Raw genomic sequence first — 15751 nt, forward strand, 5'->3', positions numbered from 1 at the left:
TACGCCCAAGTTGTAAACCAAATCGAGAATCATGCCACGAGGGAATAACGCCCCGGTGAGGGGAACGATTGCCCCCACTCCAAGAAAGATAGGCGACTGTAAAGCCAATCCGACAAGGATTAGGACGGTGCCTACTGCCGGAGTGAATCGTAGGGGCCCTGCGTAACAGGACTTGGCGTCATCATCGAGACCTCCAAATCCCTGTTTATTCAGGTTGGTCTTCGTGAATTCTCTCAAGGCCGCCATTTCAATTCCTTAGTGTTGGACATAGACAGTCCCATGCGGTTATGGACAGTGAACACTTGCGCCGCTTTGAAGGTCTGCCGTGTCGCTAGGCTAGTGCCGCTCGGTCACAGGATCATGCAAAGGGTTCGGTCCCAGACTGGAAAGCCCCCGGTCATCGGATCTCCTGCGGCAGGCCGACAAGCCGCATCCTGAGCCTGAGATCGAAAATCAGCGATGCGTCGTATGGTGTGGCGCGCAGGCAGGTGCGCGGGTTTGTCTCCAAAGTCGCATGCTCACGGCCCGTGCGCGCAGTGCACTCGCAAGCCATCCCTGACCGCGGCGATCGCCAGGTGTGAGGCGGCATCAGCGATCTTCTGGGCTGTGTCCACGGTCGTCATGCCCGACGCTCTGAGACCCGTATTGGGGATCCAACGTCCTGTACCATAGGGGGGTATGAACGATCGTGCGAAGGAAGGGTAAACCAGCCATGACAAACGTGAGCGCAACACCTGCGGGTGCGGAGCTCCATAGCGGACCGCACGGCTACATCTCCAACAAGGACGACTATCTGAAGCGGCTGCGTCGAATCGAGGGCCAAGCCCGCGGGCTCCAAGGCATGGTCACTGACGAGAAATACTGCATCGACATCCTCACCCAAGTGTCTGCGATGACAAGCGCGCTGCAGTCAGTGGCTCTCGGACTCCTCAACGACCACCTCAACCATTGTGTGCTCGACGCCGCGGTGCGCGGTGGAGACGAGGCAGAGGCCAAAATCAAGGAAGCCTACGACGCCATCGCCCGCCTAGTGCGTTCGTAATCGTCGCGCGTACCGGACCCGGTGGCATTTTGGTACCCCCAAGGGGTATAGTGGGAATATACCCCGTTGGGGTAACCGAAAGGACGTATCACTCATGAGCGAAACCACAGTAAACGACCTGGGCCTGACCGACGCCTCCTGCGCCTGCGGGACACACACTCAGTCCAGGGCCAATCAGGCCGCCGCTCCGGCCGACGGGGCGACGAACACCTTTCGGGTGCTGGGAATGACGTGCTCACACTGTGTGGCCAGCGTGACGAAGGAAATCGGCAAGTTGGCTCGCCCTGAGGATGTGAACGTTGACCTCGTCCCCGGCGGAGTCTCCCTCGTCACTGTTACCGGCGCCCCGCTCGATCGCACGGCTGTCGCCGCGGCCATCGACGAGGCCGGCTACGAGTTGGTCGCTGAGTCCTGATGAGCGGCGTCCGGATGGGCGGCGAACACGTCGACCTTCTTGTTGGCGGGATGACGTGCACCTCGTGTGCTGCGCGCATTGAGAAGAAGCTCAACCGCATGCCCGGGGTCGAGGCCACGGTGAACTATGCGACCGAGAAGGCCAGCGTATTCGTGCCGGAGGGCACGACCGTCGCTCAGGCGATCGCCGTGATCGAAGAAACCGGATACACGGCCGAGCGTCCGAAACCGCCGGAGGCAGTTGCCGACGAGGCCCCGAGCCAGCAAGACCGAGACGTCGCCAGTCTCCGCCAACGTCTGATCATTTCCGCGATTCTGGCAGCGCCGGTCGTCGCGATGTCGGCAATTCCGCCGCTACAACTCATCAACTGGCAATGGCTCGCCTTGACCCTGGCCGCACCCGTCGCCGTCTGGGGCGCCTGGCCGTTCCACCGGGCGGCGTGGACGAACCTCCGGCACGGTGCGGCCACGATGGACACACTGATCAGCATCGGAGTATTGGCCGCCTTGGGCTGGTCGCTCTTCGCGCTTTTCTTCGGCACCGCGGGCATGCCCGGTATGACCATGGCATTCAGCTTCACGGCCCGAGCTGATGGTGGCGCGAGTGAGATCTACCTCGAGGTCGCATCCGCGGTCACCGTCTTCATACTTGCTGGACGCTACTTCGAAGCACGCGCCAAAAAACGATCCGGCGCGGCACTACGTGCGCTGCTCGAGCTGGGAAGCAAGGAAACCGCACTCCTCCGCGACGGCGTCGAAACCATCGTGCCGACCTGCTCGCTCATCGTCGGTGACCTGTTCGTGGTGCGCCCGGGCGAGAAGATTTCAACGGATGGTGTCGTGGTCGAGGGCGTGTCGGCGATCGACGCGAGCATGCTCACCGGCGAAGCCGTGCCGGTCGAAGTCGGCCCGGGCGCCGTCGTCGTCGGGGCGACCCTCAACTCGGGCGGACGGCTCGTCGTCCGGGCCACCCGAATCGGCGCCGACACCGAACTCGCCCAACTCGGGCGCCTCGTCGAGCAGGCCCAGACCGGCAAAGCGGACGTCCAACGCCTGGCGGACCGGGTATCCGCAGTGTTTGTGCCCATCGTGATCGCCCTTGCCCTGGGCACCCTCGTGGTCTGGCTGAGCCTGGGCGCCGGACCGGTCGTCGCCTTCACCGCCGCCGTCGCGACCCTGATCATCGCCTGCCCGTGCGCGCTCGGGCTGGCCACCCCGACGGCCCTGCTCGTCGGCACCGGCCGTGGCGCGCAGCTCGGCATCCTGATCAAAGGCCCGCAGGTCCTGGAGTCCACCCGGCGCGTCGACACGATCCTGCTCGACAAGACGGGCACCGTGACCACCGGGCAAATGACCCTCGTCGCGGTCGTACCCATCGGCGTCCTCAGTGAAGTTGAGCTTCTCGGCTTCGCGGCCGCCGCAGAAGCGGGCTCCGAACATCCCATCGCCCGCGCCATCGTTTCCGGCGCGCGTGACCGGATCGCCGTACTTCCCACGGCGGAATCGTTCCAATCCGCAGACGGCCTCGGTGTGCAAGCTGTCGTCGACGGCCGGATTGTCTTGGTCGGCCGCCCGCAGTGGCTGACCGACCACGCCGCCATCGCCTTCCCGCCCGAACTGGCTAACGCTCTGGCCGCCTGTGAGAATCAAGGTCAGACGAGTGTCGCCGTGGCCTGGGACGGGGTGGCCCGCGGCATCCTCGCCGTCGCCGACACGGTCAAGGACACGAGCGCGGCCGCGATCACCGAGTTCCGCCGCCTGGGCCTGACCCCGGTGCTCCTGACCGGGGACAACGCGACCGTCGCCCGCAGCGTCGGCACCCTGGTCGGCATCGACGACGTACGCGCCGGGGTTCTCCCCGCCGAGAAGGCCGAGGTCATCCGTGCGCTCCAGGCGCAGGGCCGGGTTGTGGCCATGGTCGGCGACGGCGTGAATGACGCCGTCGCACTCGCCACCGCCGACCTCGGTATCGCGATGGGCACCGGCACCGACGTCGCGATCGAGGCCAGCGACCTCACCCTGATCCGCAGCGACCTCGTCGCGGCAGCGGATGCGATCCGGCTGTCCCGGCGCACGCTCGGCACGATCAAGGCGAACCTGTTCTGGGCATTCGCCTACAACGTGGCCGCGATCCCGCTCGCCATGCTCGGCCTGCTCAACCCCTTGATCGCTGGCGCCGCAATGGCGCTGTCCTCGGTCTTCGTGGTCAGCAACAGCCTCCGGCTCCGCGGATTCCGCGGGCTTGACGTGGCCATTGACCCCTCTCGCTCCACGAGTACGGCAGCGGAGCGGTCGACTACCCACGCCTGATGGCCAGCGCAGCATCAGAGTGATCGCGTGATATCAGACCGGTGCGGCACCGCTCGACTTGGCGGGTGGTGCCGCACTCTCACGGATGACAAGAGCCGGACCGTCCGAGGCAAACCCTCGCCCGAGGGAACCCGCTATCAACCCCTCAAGTACCAAGAAAGCGCGATTGCCCACTCCGGCGAAGTCTTGTTTCACTGTCGTCAGCGCGGGACACCACAACGCCGAAAGCGGATGGTCGCCGAAACCAACGACACTGACCTCAGCAGGGACAGATCTTCCGCCTTCGGCGAGACCGCGCATGACTTCCATGGCGAGAACGTCACTGCCACAGAAGACCGCTGTGACGTGAGGCGAGCGGGCCAATTGGCGTCCAATGGCGCATCCCGAGTTCGGTTCTTCACTGGAATGAATGACCTCCGGAATCGCGGCCCCCGCTGCACGAAGGGCACGGCGCCAGCCCACGATCCGTTCGTCCTCATTCGGCGAGGCGCGAACGCCGACACAGTGCACCGTCGTATGACCGAGCCCCAGGAGGTAGGCCACGAGTTCCTCCGCTGCTCCAGAGTCATGCAGTGGAATGTGCGGTACGACTGTTTCGGGCGATCCTGCCGCAGCGACCGTGAAGATTCCTTCTGGGATTCGGTGGAGCGTGGCAACCCCTGCCGCATCGGAGGTGAGCACGATCACACCCGCAATTGCCTGGTCAAGGACGAGCGACAGCGACTGATCGATGCTGTCGTCGTCGGCATCGCCGACCGCGGTGAGGCTCATGAGGTAACCCGCTTCTCGAGCACTCTCCTCGATGCCTCGGATGATCTCCGCTTGTTCGAAGGCCAACGTGGTTCCGGCCAGTACCGCAACAATGCTGGCACGGCGGCTTGCCAAGGAACGGGCTGCTGAGTTCGGCCGGAACCCGAGTTCGTTAACCGCGGCGTGAACCCGCGTCAGCCTGTCGTCACTGACGCGGGCGGACCCGTTGAGAACACGAGACACGGTCGCGATGGAAACGCCGGCCAGTCGAGCTACGTCATCGACTGTTGGATTGCTTACGTTGTTCTGGGACATTAGGCCCCACTTTAGGTCACACAAATTCAAGAACGCGCGCCGGCTCACTCAGGGAACCGTGTTAACAGAGACGTCGGTGGTTATCGGGCCCCGATTCCGGGAGCCCGTGTTCCCGGCAGCCGAATGGTGATTCCCGTTCCCGTTCCCGGCGCGGATGTCGCATCGACGGTGCCACCGTGCCCGGTGACGAGTTCGCGGACCAGGGCGAGGCCGATACCCGAGCCGGACACGTGTGCCGCCTCCCGGCCCCGCCAGAGCCGGTCGAAGATGTGCGGGAGCTCGTCGGCGGCGATGCCGGGGCCGGTATCGCCGACAGTGAGTACCGCCCGGTCGTCGTCGATCGCCACGGTCACGGTCACGTAATCGCCCGGCCGGCAGTAGCGGGCGGTGTTGGCAAGCAGGTTGCCGACGGCCTGGTGCATCCGGTCGGCGTCTGCGCGCACCCAGGCCGGCCCGACCGGCTCCGCGATGACGGTGAGACCGGCAGCCCGCAGCCGCGGCTCCCATTCCGCGAGCGCATCGCGGGCGACCTGGGCGAGGTCGACGGTGGCGAGGTGCAGTGACAGTCCTGCCGTCTCGACGGCCGACAGTTCGGCCAGGTCCGCGACGATGCGTCCGAGCCGCATCGACTGGTCGTGCAGCCCCGCGAGGCTTTCGGGTGTCGGCTCCACGAGGCCGTCACGCAGTTCCTCGAGGCCGGCCTGCAGGGCCGCGAGCGGGGTGCGCAACTCATGGGCCACGTCCGCGGTGAGAGTGCGCCGATCACGATCGGAGCGGACGACCGCGTCGGCCATGCCGTTGAACGCGGAGGCCAGCTCGCCGAGCTCACCCGGAGCCGGCCCGGTGGCCCGAGCCTGCCGGTCTCCGGTCGTGAACGACCGGGCGGCATCCGTCATGGCCCGGATCGGGCGGACGAGCAGCCGGGTGACGAACCAGCTCGCGCCGAGCGCGATCACGAGGGCGACGACGGCGGCGACGGCGATCCAGGACCAGGTGACGTCGAACACGGTTGTCCCGGCCATCATGCCGAACGTCATCCGAACCGTGCCAACCTGGGCGCCGTCGACCATGACCGGTGCCGAGGCCACGGTCTGGCCCATAGCCGACCCCATTCCCATGCCCTGCCCGTCGGCGTTGCCGCCCATCATTCCATCTCTCGACTGGACAGGCGTACCCGTCATGTCCACGACCGTGAGCCCGGCGGATGCGGCGTCACCGATTGCGAGGGTGCGGCCCAGTTCCGCTGTCGCCCAGTCTCCGGCCGATCGATAAGCATCGGCGGCTGCTGCGGCCGCGGAGTCCGCGATCTGCTGTCGGTCGGCCTGCTGCGTGACGTGCACGCCTCGATCCACGCCGACCAGGGCGGCGACGCTGAGTACGAGCACCGACGACACGGCCACGAGCGCGAATGCGAGCAGGAGCCGGCGTCCCAGCGAGCCGAGGCCCAGGATCCTCATGACGGCTCGTCCTGACGGAGCGCAAGACGATAGCCGACGCCGAGGACCGTCTCGATGATGTCGGCGCCGCCCGGCCCGAGCTTGTGGCGCAGATTCTTGATGTGGGAGTCGATGGTGCGCTCATACCCGGCGTATTCGTAGCCGCGCACCCGATTCACCAGCTCATACCGCGAGTAGACCCGCCCAGGAGCGGTCGATACCGCCGCGAGGAGTCCCCATTCGGTCGGAGTCAGGTCGAGCGCGGCGCCGTCGAGCCACGCCTGGTGGGCACTGTCATCGATTCGCAACCGTCGGCCGCCGTAGCTTGTCGGCCCCGTCGTGGTCGTCGAACCGCCATACCGATGTAACACGGCCTGCACGCGCAGCACGACTTCGTGGGGGCTGAACGGCTTCGTCACATAGTCGTCTGCACCGAGTTCCAGCCCCTGGATGCGGTCCTCCGTCGTGCTGCGCGCCGTGAGGACGATCACCGGGAGAGTTCCGAGAGTGTGGATTTCCCGGAGGATGTCGGTTCCGTCGATATCGGGAAGACCCAGATCGAGGAGCACCAGCTCGCACGCGGACAGGAGGCGCAGTGCCTCCACACCAGACGTTGCCGTGAGCACCGCGAAGCCGGCTCGTTCAAGGTAGCGGCGAAGGATGTCGCGGATGTCACGCTCGTCCTCGACGACCAGCACGGTGGGCATACCTCACCCTAACGCGCGTCCTTTGGGCGAAGACTCCGTCGCCGCAAACCTCCACACCATCTCCACACGCACGCCAGTCGAACTGCACAGCGGACGCGCAGAGTGGAGAACATCAACCCACTCGATGGAGGAGAAACACCATGCGCAGGAGCACACTCACCGCTACCGCGATCGCCGGCGCGGCCGCGACGATCATCGGTCTCACCGGGCTGTCCGTCGGTGCCGTCAGCGCCATGAGCGGCAGGGGGCCGGATTCTGGTTCGGCGGCCGGATCGTCCTGCACAACGCCACAGCTTGCTGGCACCATCGTGAACGTGTCGCTGCGGAACATGGGCGGTTCCATGATGGGGGGCGACAACGGGATGATGGGTGGCAACACCGGGAACGGAATGATGCACCGCGGTGCCATGAATCTCAGCCTCGACCGGTCGAGCGTCAGTTCGGGAACCGTATCCTTCCTCGCCACCAATGACGGCAGCATCAGCCACGAGCTCGTCATACTTCCGCTCGCGGCTTCGCAGGTCGCGGGTAGCCGGTCGATCTCCGGCGAGCACAAAATCGACGAAACCGCCAGCCTTGGCGAAGCCTCCGCCACGTGCAAGGCCGGTGAAGGTACCGGTATCGCCCCAGGCAGCGCCGGCTGGGTGACCCTCGACCTCCCACCGGGACGCTATGAAGTCATCTGCAACCTGCCAGGCCACTACGCCGCCGGGATGTACCAAGAACTCACCGTCACCTGAAAGTGACGGGCTCAGCGGAAGCCGCGGAGACTCTCAATCAATCAAAACCGAACAAACGAAGGAGACAAAATGATGTGGGGCAACGGAATTAACATGGCGTGGGGTTGGCCGTTTGGGCTACTGGTCATCGTAGGCATCGTGCTGCTCGTTATTTGGGCGGTTCGCTCCGGTGGTGGCTCGGCGCAGCGCAACGGTCAGCAGGCGGCGTCGATGCCCGATGTGGGAGCCGCGCAGCCGAGCAAAGCCCGTTTGATTCTGGACGAGCGCTTCGCTGCTGGCGACCTGAGTGCGGAACAGTATCGGGAACAGCTGAAGGTGCTCGGTATTCCAACTCCCGGCGTCGACGAGGGCAACCGAGAGAATTAGATCAAGATCTCCTGTTCAGGAGGGCGCCCTTATGTTTTCATCGAGCGACGAGCTAGCGGCCGGCGTGAGCTATTAAGTGCCGACGCGGAGTATGGCGTAAAGGACGTCATAGCGACGTCGGGCGAGGGAGACGAGGGCGTGGTTGTGTTATTGCCTTGGGCGACCTTGCGATGGTCGTAGGTCCGTCAGACCGGATCTCGATGCGCGGTGAGCGCAGAGAAAAACAAGGCCCATTTGAGGATCCTCTTTTCGACGGGATGGGTGATAGCCATGGATGGATGTACCGGAGAGCCGGGTTACTGGGGCGAGTCCGGCGTAGGCGGCGAGTTGGATGGACCGCAAGCGTATGGCAGGGCCAGCCGTTTACGCGACGATGGCCCCATCCCGGGCGTCGGTCTTCGCTTCAGCAGTGTGGAGGTCCGCGATCCGGCATATGGTGAAGCCCGCCCGAACCCACGAGCACTTTGTCGGCCTGCGCGACACCGATCGGCAACGCGCCGATCGTGGCTGGTCGGTCCATGGTGAACAGGATCTGGCCGTGTCTCTTCTGCCGCCCGACCGGGTCCCGCAGCTTGGCTTCCTCGTTGGGCACGGCCTTGGCGAAAAGGTGCCTGCCAGCCCGGTTGAGGGCGACCGCACTGTCATGAGTGCTCCCATCCCTGGCTTCGCTAGCCTGGAACCGCGGCATCAGGTCTTGGCATCCAAATGGCGAACGGTCTGGGACGAGTCCCGACCCAGCCCCTCTCAGCGATCACTTGATGCCAGTCAGGCCCGGTTACAACGCCCGCACAGGTCACGCCGATTGAGGCTGCGAAGAAGACTACGAAGAAAGTAACGGGGCATAAGTGCCATTTACGGATGCCGCTTTCGAAGCTCAAATTGAATTCGCGCCCATTTGACCGTTCGATTTTGTATTCGCGCTCTCCGTCCAGAGCCGCACCGACACGTAGAGATTTCTGCGCAACTCGGGTTCGCCCTTCGCTCTGTTTGCCGAGGATCGGCAACGCTTCACCTTAGACACGATTGGCGCGTTCCGGAATTGCCCGTTCAACTCGCTTCGAGCACCCCTACACGCCATTAAACGAGCGCGCCAGTAGAGGATCGTTCGGTTAACCACATGCGTGTGCGTGATACCAGCGCGAAACCCGCAGAGTCCCGACGAGCCATTGCTCTGGCACCTGTTCGAAACTAAGACTGAGGCACCGGGCACCTTTCTGCGTCTCACCTCACGTCAACTCCCGGGATAGCGCGTCACCGTCGACCAGCTGCCGAACACCATTGAGGAGCACAGACATCATGTATGAACTTTCAAGTCGCCGCCGAATGCTGCTGCGCAACATGGCTGTACTCACCGGGGTCGGGCTGGCTCTATCGCTCGGGATGGCGCCCGCGCAGGCCGCGATCACAGATCCTCCCACGGTCGTGAGTTTCACTTTTGATGATGGCAACGCAGACCAGATGGCCGCGCTGCCGATTTTCGACTCCGCCGGCATGAAGGGCACATTCTTCATCGCTACCGGTTGGATCGGCGCCCAAGATTACATGACCCAGGCTGACCTGGCCACTCTCAAGGCCGGAGGCCACGAGATCGGGGGACACACCGTCAGCCATCCCGACCTAACGCTCGTCCCAGCGGATGAGGTCACGAAACAGATCTGTCAGGGCAGGAATACCCTCGCCGGCTGGGGCTACCCCACCACGGACTTTGCCTACCCGTACGCGAGTCTGAACCCGGCCGTCTCCGCTGCTGTGCAAGCCTGCGGCTTCAATAGCGCCCGCAACCTCGGTGACACGTTCACGCGGTTTGGCGGTACTGCCGGTCTCTTCGCTGAGACGATACCGCCGCTGAATGCCTTCGAGACTCGTGCCCCCGACGAGATCGACTCAACGTGGACGCTCGCGGACCTGCAGAAGACTGTGACCGATGCGGAGACGGCGGGCGGTGGCTGGGTTCAGCTGACTCTGCACCACGTCTGCACCGGGGCATGTGACCCGCTGAATCTGACGATCACCCCGACGCTGCTCCAGCAATTCGTTGACTGGCTCAAACTCCGCGCCGCCACGAACAACACGACCGTCAAGACGGTCGCGCAGGTCATCGGCGGGGCTGTCAAGCCCCTCGTCACCTCGACCAACACTTTCCGCGCCGCTCCCGGCCCAGGCGAGAACGCTGTGCTCAACCCAAGCCTCGAGACGCCCGGAGCCGTTGGACAGACGCCGCAGTGCTGGCAGCCGGGTGGATTCGGTATCAGCACGAGGACGTTCAGTACCGTGACCGCCGCACACACAGGAACCGCCGCTGAACAACTGGTCGTGACAGGTCTGGTCACGGGAGACGCGAAGCTCGCACTCACGCAGGACCTCGGCACCTGTGCGCCGACGGCCACTCCCGGTCATACCTACTCGCTTCGGGCGTGGTACACCTCGACGGCCAACACGCAATTCGATGTTTACTACCGAAATGCCGTCGGTGGCTGGATCTATTGGACGTCTGGTCCTCAGTACTTGCCCTCGACGACATATACCCAGGTGGCTTGGGACACGCCCCCGGTCCCGGCAGGATCCACCGGGCTCAGCTTCGGGCTCAACCTTGTCTCGAATGGCACTCTGGTCACCGATGACTACGCCCTGTACGACACCGTTGGCGCACCGGCGACCGCCGTGACGTCTGCAATCCCCACCATTTCCGGAGTGCCTGGGGTCGGTCTGGTTCTCACGGCCCTTCCTGGCGTTTGGGCTCCGGCTACCGTCACCTTCGCATACCAGTGGTTCGTGGCTGGCGTTGCTGTCGCTGGAGCCACGACGGCAACGTACACGCCGGTACTGGGGGATGTCGGCAAGGCGGTGACCGTAACGATCACGGGCTCGCAGACGGGCCTGCCCTCGGTGGCAGCATCGAGCCCTGCGACTACCCCGGTTGCCCCGGCTGCCGCGGCCACCGTCGCACGGTTGTGGGGTCCTGACGCTTACGGAACCTCGGCGGCCGTGTCCGCGGGTTCATTTGCCGCGGGGGTTCCCGTGGCGTACGTAGCAACCGGAGAAACCTACCAGGACGCGCTGTCTGGTGCGCCTGCGGCGGGGGTGAACAAAGGGCCTGTCCTTCTCGTTCAACAGAACGGGATCCCGGGCGTGATCGCCGCGGAGCTGGCGCGACTCCGACCGGCTCGCATCGTCGTGCTCGGCGGAAACCTTGCCGTCTCGGACGGAGTGTTCGCGACCCTGTCAGGGCTTGCGCCGACGACCAGATTGTGGGGTCCTGACGCCTACGGCACGTCAGCCGCGGTATCGGCAGGTACGTTCGCCCCCGGCGTGCCGGTCGCCTACATCGCCACTGGGGACACCTACCAGGATGCCCTGTCGGGCGCGCCCGCGGCTGGCATAAACAAGGGGCCGGTCCTGCTGGTTCAACCGAACGGAATTCCAGGCGTGATCGCAACTGAGCTGGCCCGGCTTCGTCCCGCACGGATAATCATCTTGGGTGGAAACCTGGCCATTTCAGACGGTGTTGCGGCGGCGCTGGCAGGAATCGCACCGACGACCAGACTTTGGGGACCTGATGCGTACGGAACGTCAGCGGCCGTATCGGCCGGAACCTTTGCAACCGGGGTTCCGGTGGTGTACCTCGCAACTGGGGCCACCTACCAGGATGCTCTTTCGGGCGGGTCTGCAGCGGTCGTGAATGGCGGTCCAGTGCTCCTCGTCCAGCCGAACGGTATTCCCGCAGTGATCGGCGCCGAGCTAACGCGGTTGAAGCCAACGAAGATCGTGATCCTCGGTGGGAATCTGGCGATTTCCGATTCCGTCATGGCGCAGGCGCTATCGCTCGCAAAATAGGACGACCATTGTCCTGCAGCTGAACAGCAACATTTTTGATGCCCAGGCGGTATCACCGTCTGGGCATTCCTCGAAGAAAATGATTTCGACATCTGTTGGGAGAGGGGTTGCGAACGTGGGAAGTGTGACTTCATACACGACTGCGTCGGGAAAGAAATATCGCGTTCAGTACCGGAAGCCCGACCACAGCTCTACCACCAGACGTGGGTTCTCAACGAAGAAGGAAGCAACGCTGTTCCTCGCCTCGGTTGAAGTGTCGAAGAGTCGCGGCTCCTACGTAGATCCCACGCGCTCTCGGGTAACTGTGGCCGAGTGGATGGATCGCTGGCTCGCGACGCGTAGCGATCTCCGACCTTCCACCATCGATAGGGCCCAAGGCATAATCCGGCGCAATATCGCTCCCGACCTCGGGGGCATTCCCCTCGGCGACTTGGAACGGATGACCGTCCAGGAATGGGCCTCAAGGCTCTCTGAAACCCAAGCGCCTTGGTCCGTGCGCAAAATCGTCAATACGCTGGGGGGCGCGCTGCAGATGGCCGTCGACGATGGCCGGATCACTACGAATCCTGCCGCCCGCCTGAAGCTCCCCAAGGTTTCCAAAGTTTCCAAGACGTACTTGACTCACGAGCAGGTCCATGACCTCGAGGAAGCCGTCGAGGGTCGAGGCGTTGGATATGGACTCGTGGTCCTCGTGTTGAGCTATTGCGGCCTTCGCTGGGGCGAACTGGCCGGACTCACCGTTGCTGATGTTGATGTAAAGCGCGGCCGGCTCGAGGTGCGGCACACGATGATCGAGATCAACGGCTACCTCGAGGAATCCACGCCCAAAGACTATGAGGAGCGATCAATCCCGGTTCCCGCATTCATTCTCTTGAGACTGGAACAGGCAATCGCGGACCGGAAGCCAGGCGACCACGTCTTCGTCGGACAACGAGGCGGAGGTGTGCTCCGCAATCGCATCTTCCGCCGTGGCTTCCTGACTGCGGCAGCCGCGGAAATCGGCGTCCCGGGCCTGACTCCGCATGAGCTCCGTCATACATGCGCAAGCCTTGCTGTATCGGCCGGTGCCAACGTCAAAGCACTCCAAAGAATGCTGGGTCACGCCTCCGCGAAGGAGACTCTCGACACCTACGCGGACCTCTTTGATTCGGACCTCGACAGTGTTGCAGTCGCGCTGAATCAGGTGGCCGTGAAAGTAATTGAAGTCAAATCGAAGTCAAACGACGATCTTGAGAACCTCGGGACTGAGACAGATTAGCCGCTGGTCTGGACTTTTATTGGTGTGCCCCCAGGCAGATTCGAACTGCCGCCCCTGCCTCCGGAGGGCAGTGCTCTATCCCCTGAGCTATGGGGGCCAGGGAAAACACTAGGTTACCAGCATCCGGGAGGCCGGTGTTCCCATCGGCACCTTGCCCGGCGAATCGGCCAGGTCGGGCGAGCTACTTCAGGTGGCCGAGGGCCGCGGAGACGAGGGACTCGGCGTCGCCGGGCTCCAGGAAGTTCGATGAGCTGATCGTGAGCCAGTACGTGTCGGTGAAGACCTGAGCCTCGCCGATGCCGTTGGTCACGGCGAAGAAGCCCTGGGCGGTCGGGGGAGTGCCATAGGTCGGGACGATCTTCGACGACGCGACGGCTTTGTCCTGCTGCTGCGTCATGAGCTGAGCGTTGGGCTGGGTGAGCGAGATTTCGATTGTGCCGTCGCTCGACTGGTTGAGCAGGCCGCACGTGAGTCCCTGGAAGGAGGCCGCGGTCTTGGCCGATGCGGATGTCGGCTTGTAGGAGGGGTCGGTGCCGTAGTTCGGGTTGAACGCGTAGACGTCGTCCAGGGTGAGCAGGTCGGTGCACGTCATCGCGACAGCGGTCCCTGCCGGGGTCGGCGTGGGCGTCGGTGTTGCCGTCGCGGCGGCCGATGCGCTCGCTGACGAGGAAGAACCCCCGGTCGCGGGGGCGCTCGCCGAACCGGAGGCCGAGGGCGCTGCATCCGCTGCGCAGCCGGACAAGCCAATGAGACTCAGCGCGCCGACGCAGAGGAAGACTCCGGCGCGCAAGCGCCGGGCGGACGGGGAGGCGGGCGAATCGAAGAGAGTCACGGGTTGACCTTACCAAGCGAGGTCCTCGAAACCGGGCCGGTAAGCTTGGTTTCCGTGACCCCCGCCGAGCTTTCCGAATCCCTGTTCGCCCTGATCCAGCAGTTGGGTGAGCGCCGACGCGCAGAAGGCATCGACACCGGTGGGCTCGACCTCGTCCTGGCCAACGCCGGCGACGTCACCCTTGAACGCCCGCGCAACCGCGACCACGGCGACTGGGCCTCGAGCATCGCGATGAAGATCGCCAAGCCGCTCGGCTACAAGCCGCGCGAGGTCGCCACCGAACTCGCGGCAGGGCTCGAGGCGCTGCCCGACGTCGCCTCCGTCGAAATCGCCGGCCCCGGCTTCATCAACATCCGCCTCGAAGCGGCATCCGCTGGCGCGCTCGCGAAGACCATCGTCGAAGCCGGCCCGGCATACGGCACCGGCCACCTCTACGACGGCATCAAGATCAACCTCGAGTTCGTCTCGGCCAACCCCACCGGCCCCATCCACATGGGCGGCGTCCGCTGGGCCGCCGTGGGCGACAGCCTCGCCCGGGTGCTTCAGGCGGAGGGTGCGGATGTCACGCGCGAGTACTACTTCAACGACCACGGTTCGCAGATCGACCGTTTCGCCCGCAGCGTCCTGGCCGCCTATCTCGGCGAGCACACCCCCGAGGACGGCTACGGCGGAGCGTACATCGGCGACATCGCCGACCAGGTCGTCGCGAAGTACGACGGAACAACCCCGATCGCCGACCTGCCCCGCGAGGAACAGCAGGAAACCTTCCGCTCGATCGGCGTCGACCTGATGTTCACCGAGATCAAGGAGAAGCTGCACGGCTTCGGCGTCGACTTCGACGTCTACTTCCACGAGGACTCGCTGCACGAGTCCGGCGCGGTCAACCGGGCCATCGAGCGCCTGCGCGGCCTCGACCACATCTTCGAAGCGGATGGCGCCATCTGGCTCCGTACGACGACCTTCGGCGATGACCGTGACCGGGTCATCATCCGCTCGAACGGTGAACCGGCCTATATCTCCGGCGATCTGGGCTACTACCTCGACAAGCGCGAGCGCGGCTTCGACCAGAACCTGATCATGCTCGGTGCAGACCACCACGGCTACGTCGGCCGCATGATGGCCATGGTCGAGGCCTTCGGTGACGTTCCAGGGGTCAACCTGCAGATCCTGATCGGCCAGATGGTCAACCTGCTCAAGGACGGCGAACCGTTGCGGATGTCCAAGCGCGCCGGCACGATCGTGACCCTCGACGACCTCGTCGACGCCGTCGGCGTCGACGCCGGCCGCTACTCGCTCGTGCGCTCCTCGAGCGACACCGCGCTCGACATCGACCTCGACCTGCTCGGCAAGCACAGCAACGAGAACCCGGTCTTCTACGTGCAGTACGCCCACGCGCGCACCTGCTCCGTCGCCCGCAACGCCGCGGCAGCGGGCGTCGAACGCACCGACTTCGCCCCTGAGCTGCTCGTGCACGACAGCGAGTCCGCCCTGCTCGGCGTGCTCCAGGAATACCCGCGCATGGTCGCCCTCGCCGCCGAACTGCGCGAGCCGCATCGCATCGCCCGGTACATCGAAGAGGTCGCCGGCTACTACCACCGCTGGTACGACAACTGCCGGGTGATCCCGCTTGGCGACGAGCCCGTCACGGAACTGCACCGCACGCGCCTCTGGCTCAACGACGCGACCGGCCAGGTCATCCGCAACGGCCTCGGCCTCCTCGGCGTGGCTGCTCCCGAGCGGATGTGAC

General features: G+C 64.6%; 12 protein-coding genes, 1 tRNA gene and 1 pseudogene. 8 read left to right on the forward strand and 6 right to left on the reverse strand.

Annotated elements, in window-relative coordinates:
- Positions 1–712 precede the first annotated feature (712 nt).
- From E3O50_RS17175 to E3O50_RS17185, 3 genes are all read left to right on the forward strand, one after another.
- On the forward strand, positions 713–1042 hold the full coding sequence (locus tag E3O50_RS17175; protein WP_134558771.1) for a metal-sensitive transcriptional regulator: 330 nt from the start codon (positions 713–715) through the stop codon (positions 1040–1042).
- 94 nt (positions 1043–1136) lie between these two features.
- Positions 1137–1457 (forward strand): heavy-metal-associated domain-containing protein, encoded by a 321-nt coding sequence (locus E3O50_RS17180; protein ID WP_134558772.1) that lies wholly within the window; start codon positions 1137–1139, stop codon positions 1455–1457.
- Positions 1457–3766, forward strand: coding sequence for a heavy metal translocating P-type ATPase (locus tag E3O50_RS17185; protein ID WP_241975314.1), 2310 nt, complete (start codon positions 1457–1459; stop codon positions 3764–3766). The genes E3O50_RS17180 and E3O50_RS17185 overlap by 1 nt, the downstream gene beginning before the upstream one ends.
- Positions 3767–3799: 33 nt before the next feature.
- Here the strand turns inward: E3O50_RS17185 and E3O50_RS17190 are convergent, their stop codons facing one another.
- From E3O50_RS17190 to E3O50_RS17200, 3 genes are all read right to left on the reverse strand, one after another.
- Entirely contained in the window at positions 3800–4831 is a 1032-nt protein-coding gene (locus E3O50_RS17190) for a LacI family DNA-binding transcriptional regulator (protein WP_134558773.1), read from the reverse strand.
- Between the two features lie 80 nt (positions 4832–4911).
- Positions 4912–6288, reverse strand: coding sequence for a HAMP domain-containing sensor histidine kinase (locus E3O50_RS17195; RefSeq protein WP_134558774.1), 1377 nt, complete (start codon positions 6286–6288; stop codon positions 4912–4914).
- Positions 6285–6974, reverse strand: a complete 690-nt coding sequence (locus tag E3O50_RS17200; RefSeq protein ID WP_134558775.1) for a response regulator transcription factor — start codon at positions 6972–6974, stop codon at positions 6285–6287. The genes E3O50_RS17195 and E3O50_RS17200 overlap by 4 nt, the downstream gene beginning before the upstream one ends.
- Positions 6975–7114: 140 nt before the next feature.
- Between E3O50_RS17200 and E3O50_RS17205 the strand changes: the two genes are divergently transcribed.
- Both E3O50_RS17205 and E3O50_RS17210 read left to right on the forward strand, forming a co-directional pair.
- Positions 7115–7714: a sulfocyanin-like copper-binding protein gene (locus E3O50_RS17205; RefSeq protein ID WP_134558776.1), complete on the forward strand. Its 600-nt coding sequence runs from the start codon at positions 7115–7117 to the stop codon at positions 7712–7714.
- 69 nt (positions 7715–7783) lie between these two features.
- Positions 7784–8080 (forward strand): SHOCT domain-containing protein, encoded by a 297-nt coding sequence (locus E3O50_RS17210; RefSeq protein WP_134558777.1) that lies wholly within the window; start codon positions 7784–7786, stop codon positions 8078–8080.
- A gap of 72 nt (positions 8081–8152) precedes the next feature.
- Here E3O50_RS17210 and E3O50_RS17215 read toward each other — a convergent pair.
- A pseudogene (locus E3O50_RS17215) lies at positions 8153–8768 on the reverse strand (transposase).
- Positions 8769–9403: 635 nt separating this feature from the next.
- Between E3O50_RS17215 and E3O50_RS17220 the strand changes: the two are divergent.
- Positions 9404–11914 carry a cell wall-binding repeat-containing protein gene (locus E3O50_RS17220; RefSeq protein WP_166787328.1) on the forward strand — a complete coding sequence of 837 codons (2511 nt, stop codon included), beginning with the start codon at positions 9404–9406 and terminating at the stop codon, positions 11912–11914.
- Positions 11915–12038: 124 nt separating this feature from the next.
- Entirely contained in the window at positions 12039–13172 is a 1134-nt protein-coding gene (locus tag E3O50_RS17225; protein WP_166787329.1) for a site-specific integrase, read from the forward strand.
- Positions 13173–13197: 25 nt separating this feature from the next.
- Here the strand turns inward: E3O50_RS17225 and E3O50_RS17230 are convergent.
- Both E3O50_RS17230 and E3O50_RS19240 read right to left on the reverse strand, forming a co-directional pair.
- Positions 13198–13269, reverse strand: a tRNA-Arg gene (locus E3O50_RS17230).
- A gap of 84 nt (positions 13270–13353) precedes the next feature.
- Positions 13354–14004, reverse strand: a complete 651-nt coding sequence (locus E3O50_RS19240) for a hypothetical protein (protein WP_166790632.1) — start codon at positions 14002–14004, stop codon at positions 13354–13356.
- A gap of 54 nt (positions 14005–14058) precedes the next feature.
- Between E3O50_RS19240 and argS the strand changes: the two genes are divergently transcribed.
- On the forward strand, positions 14059–15750 hold the full coding sequence (argS, locus tag E3O50_RS17245) for an arginine--tRNA ligase (protein WP_134558779.1): 1692 nt from the start codon (positions 14059–14061) through the stop codon (positions 15748–15750).
- The last annotated feature ends 1 nt before the right edge of the window (position 15751 follow it).

The organism is Cryobacterium sp. MDB1-18-1 (assembly GCF_004402735.1).
In the GTDB taxonomy this organism is placed as follows: domain Bacteria; phylum Actinomycetota; class Actinomycetes; order Actinomycetales; family Microbacteriaceae; genus Cryobacterium; species Cryobacterium glucosi.

Coding starts and splice junctions, on each gene's coding strand:
- E3O50_RS17175 (WP_134558771.1), top strand. CDS start 713: ATGACAAACGTGAGCGCAACACCTGCGGGTGCGGAGCTCCATAGCGGA.
- E3O50_RS17180 (WP_134558772.1), top strand. CDS start 1,137: ATGAGCGAAACCACAGTAAACGACCTGGGCCTGACCGACGCCTCCTGC.
- E3O50_RS17185 (WP_241975314.1), top strand. CDS start 1,457: ATGAGCGGCGTCCGGATGGGCGGCGAACACGTCGACCTTCTTGTTGGC.
- E3O50_RS17190 (WP_134558773.1), bottom strand. CDS start 4,831: ATGTCCCAGAACAACGTAAGCAATCCAACAGTCGATGACGTAGCTCGA.
- E3O50_RS17195 (WP_134558774.1), bottom strand. CDS start 6,288: ATGAGGATCCTGGGCCTCGGCTCGCTGGGACGCCGGCTCCTGCTCGCA.
- E3O50_RS17200 (WP_134558775.1), bottom strand. CDS start 6,974: ATGCCCACCGTGCTGGTCGTCGAGGACGAGCGTGACATCCGCGACATC.
- E3O50_RS17205 (WP_134558776.1), top strand. CDS start 7,115: ATGCGCAGGAGCACACTCACCGCTACCGCGATCGCCGGCGCGGCCGCG.
- E3O50_RS17210 (WP_134558777.1), top strand. CDS start 7,784: ATGATGTGGGGCAACGGAATTAACATGGCGTGGGGTTGGCCGTTTGGG.
- E3O50_RS17220 (WP_166787328.1), top strand. CDS start 9,404: ATGCTGCTGCGCAACATGGCTGTACTCACCGGGGTCGGGCTGGCTCTA.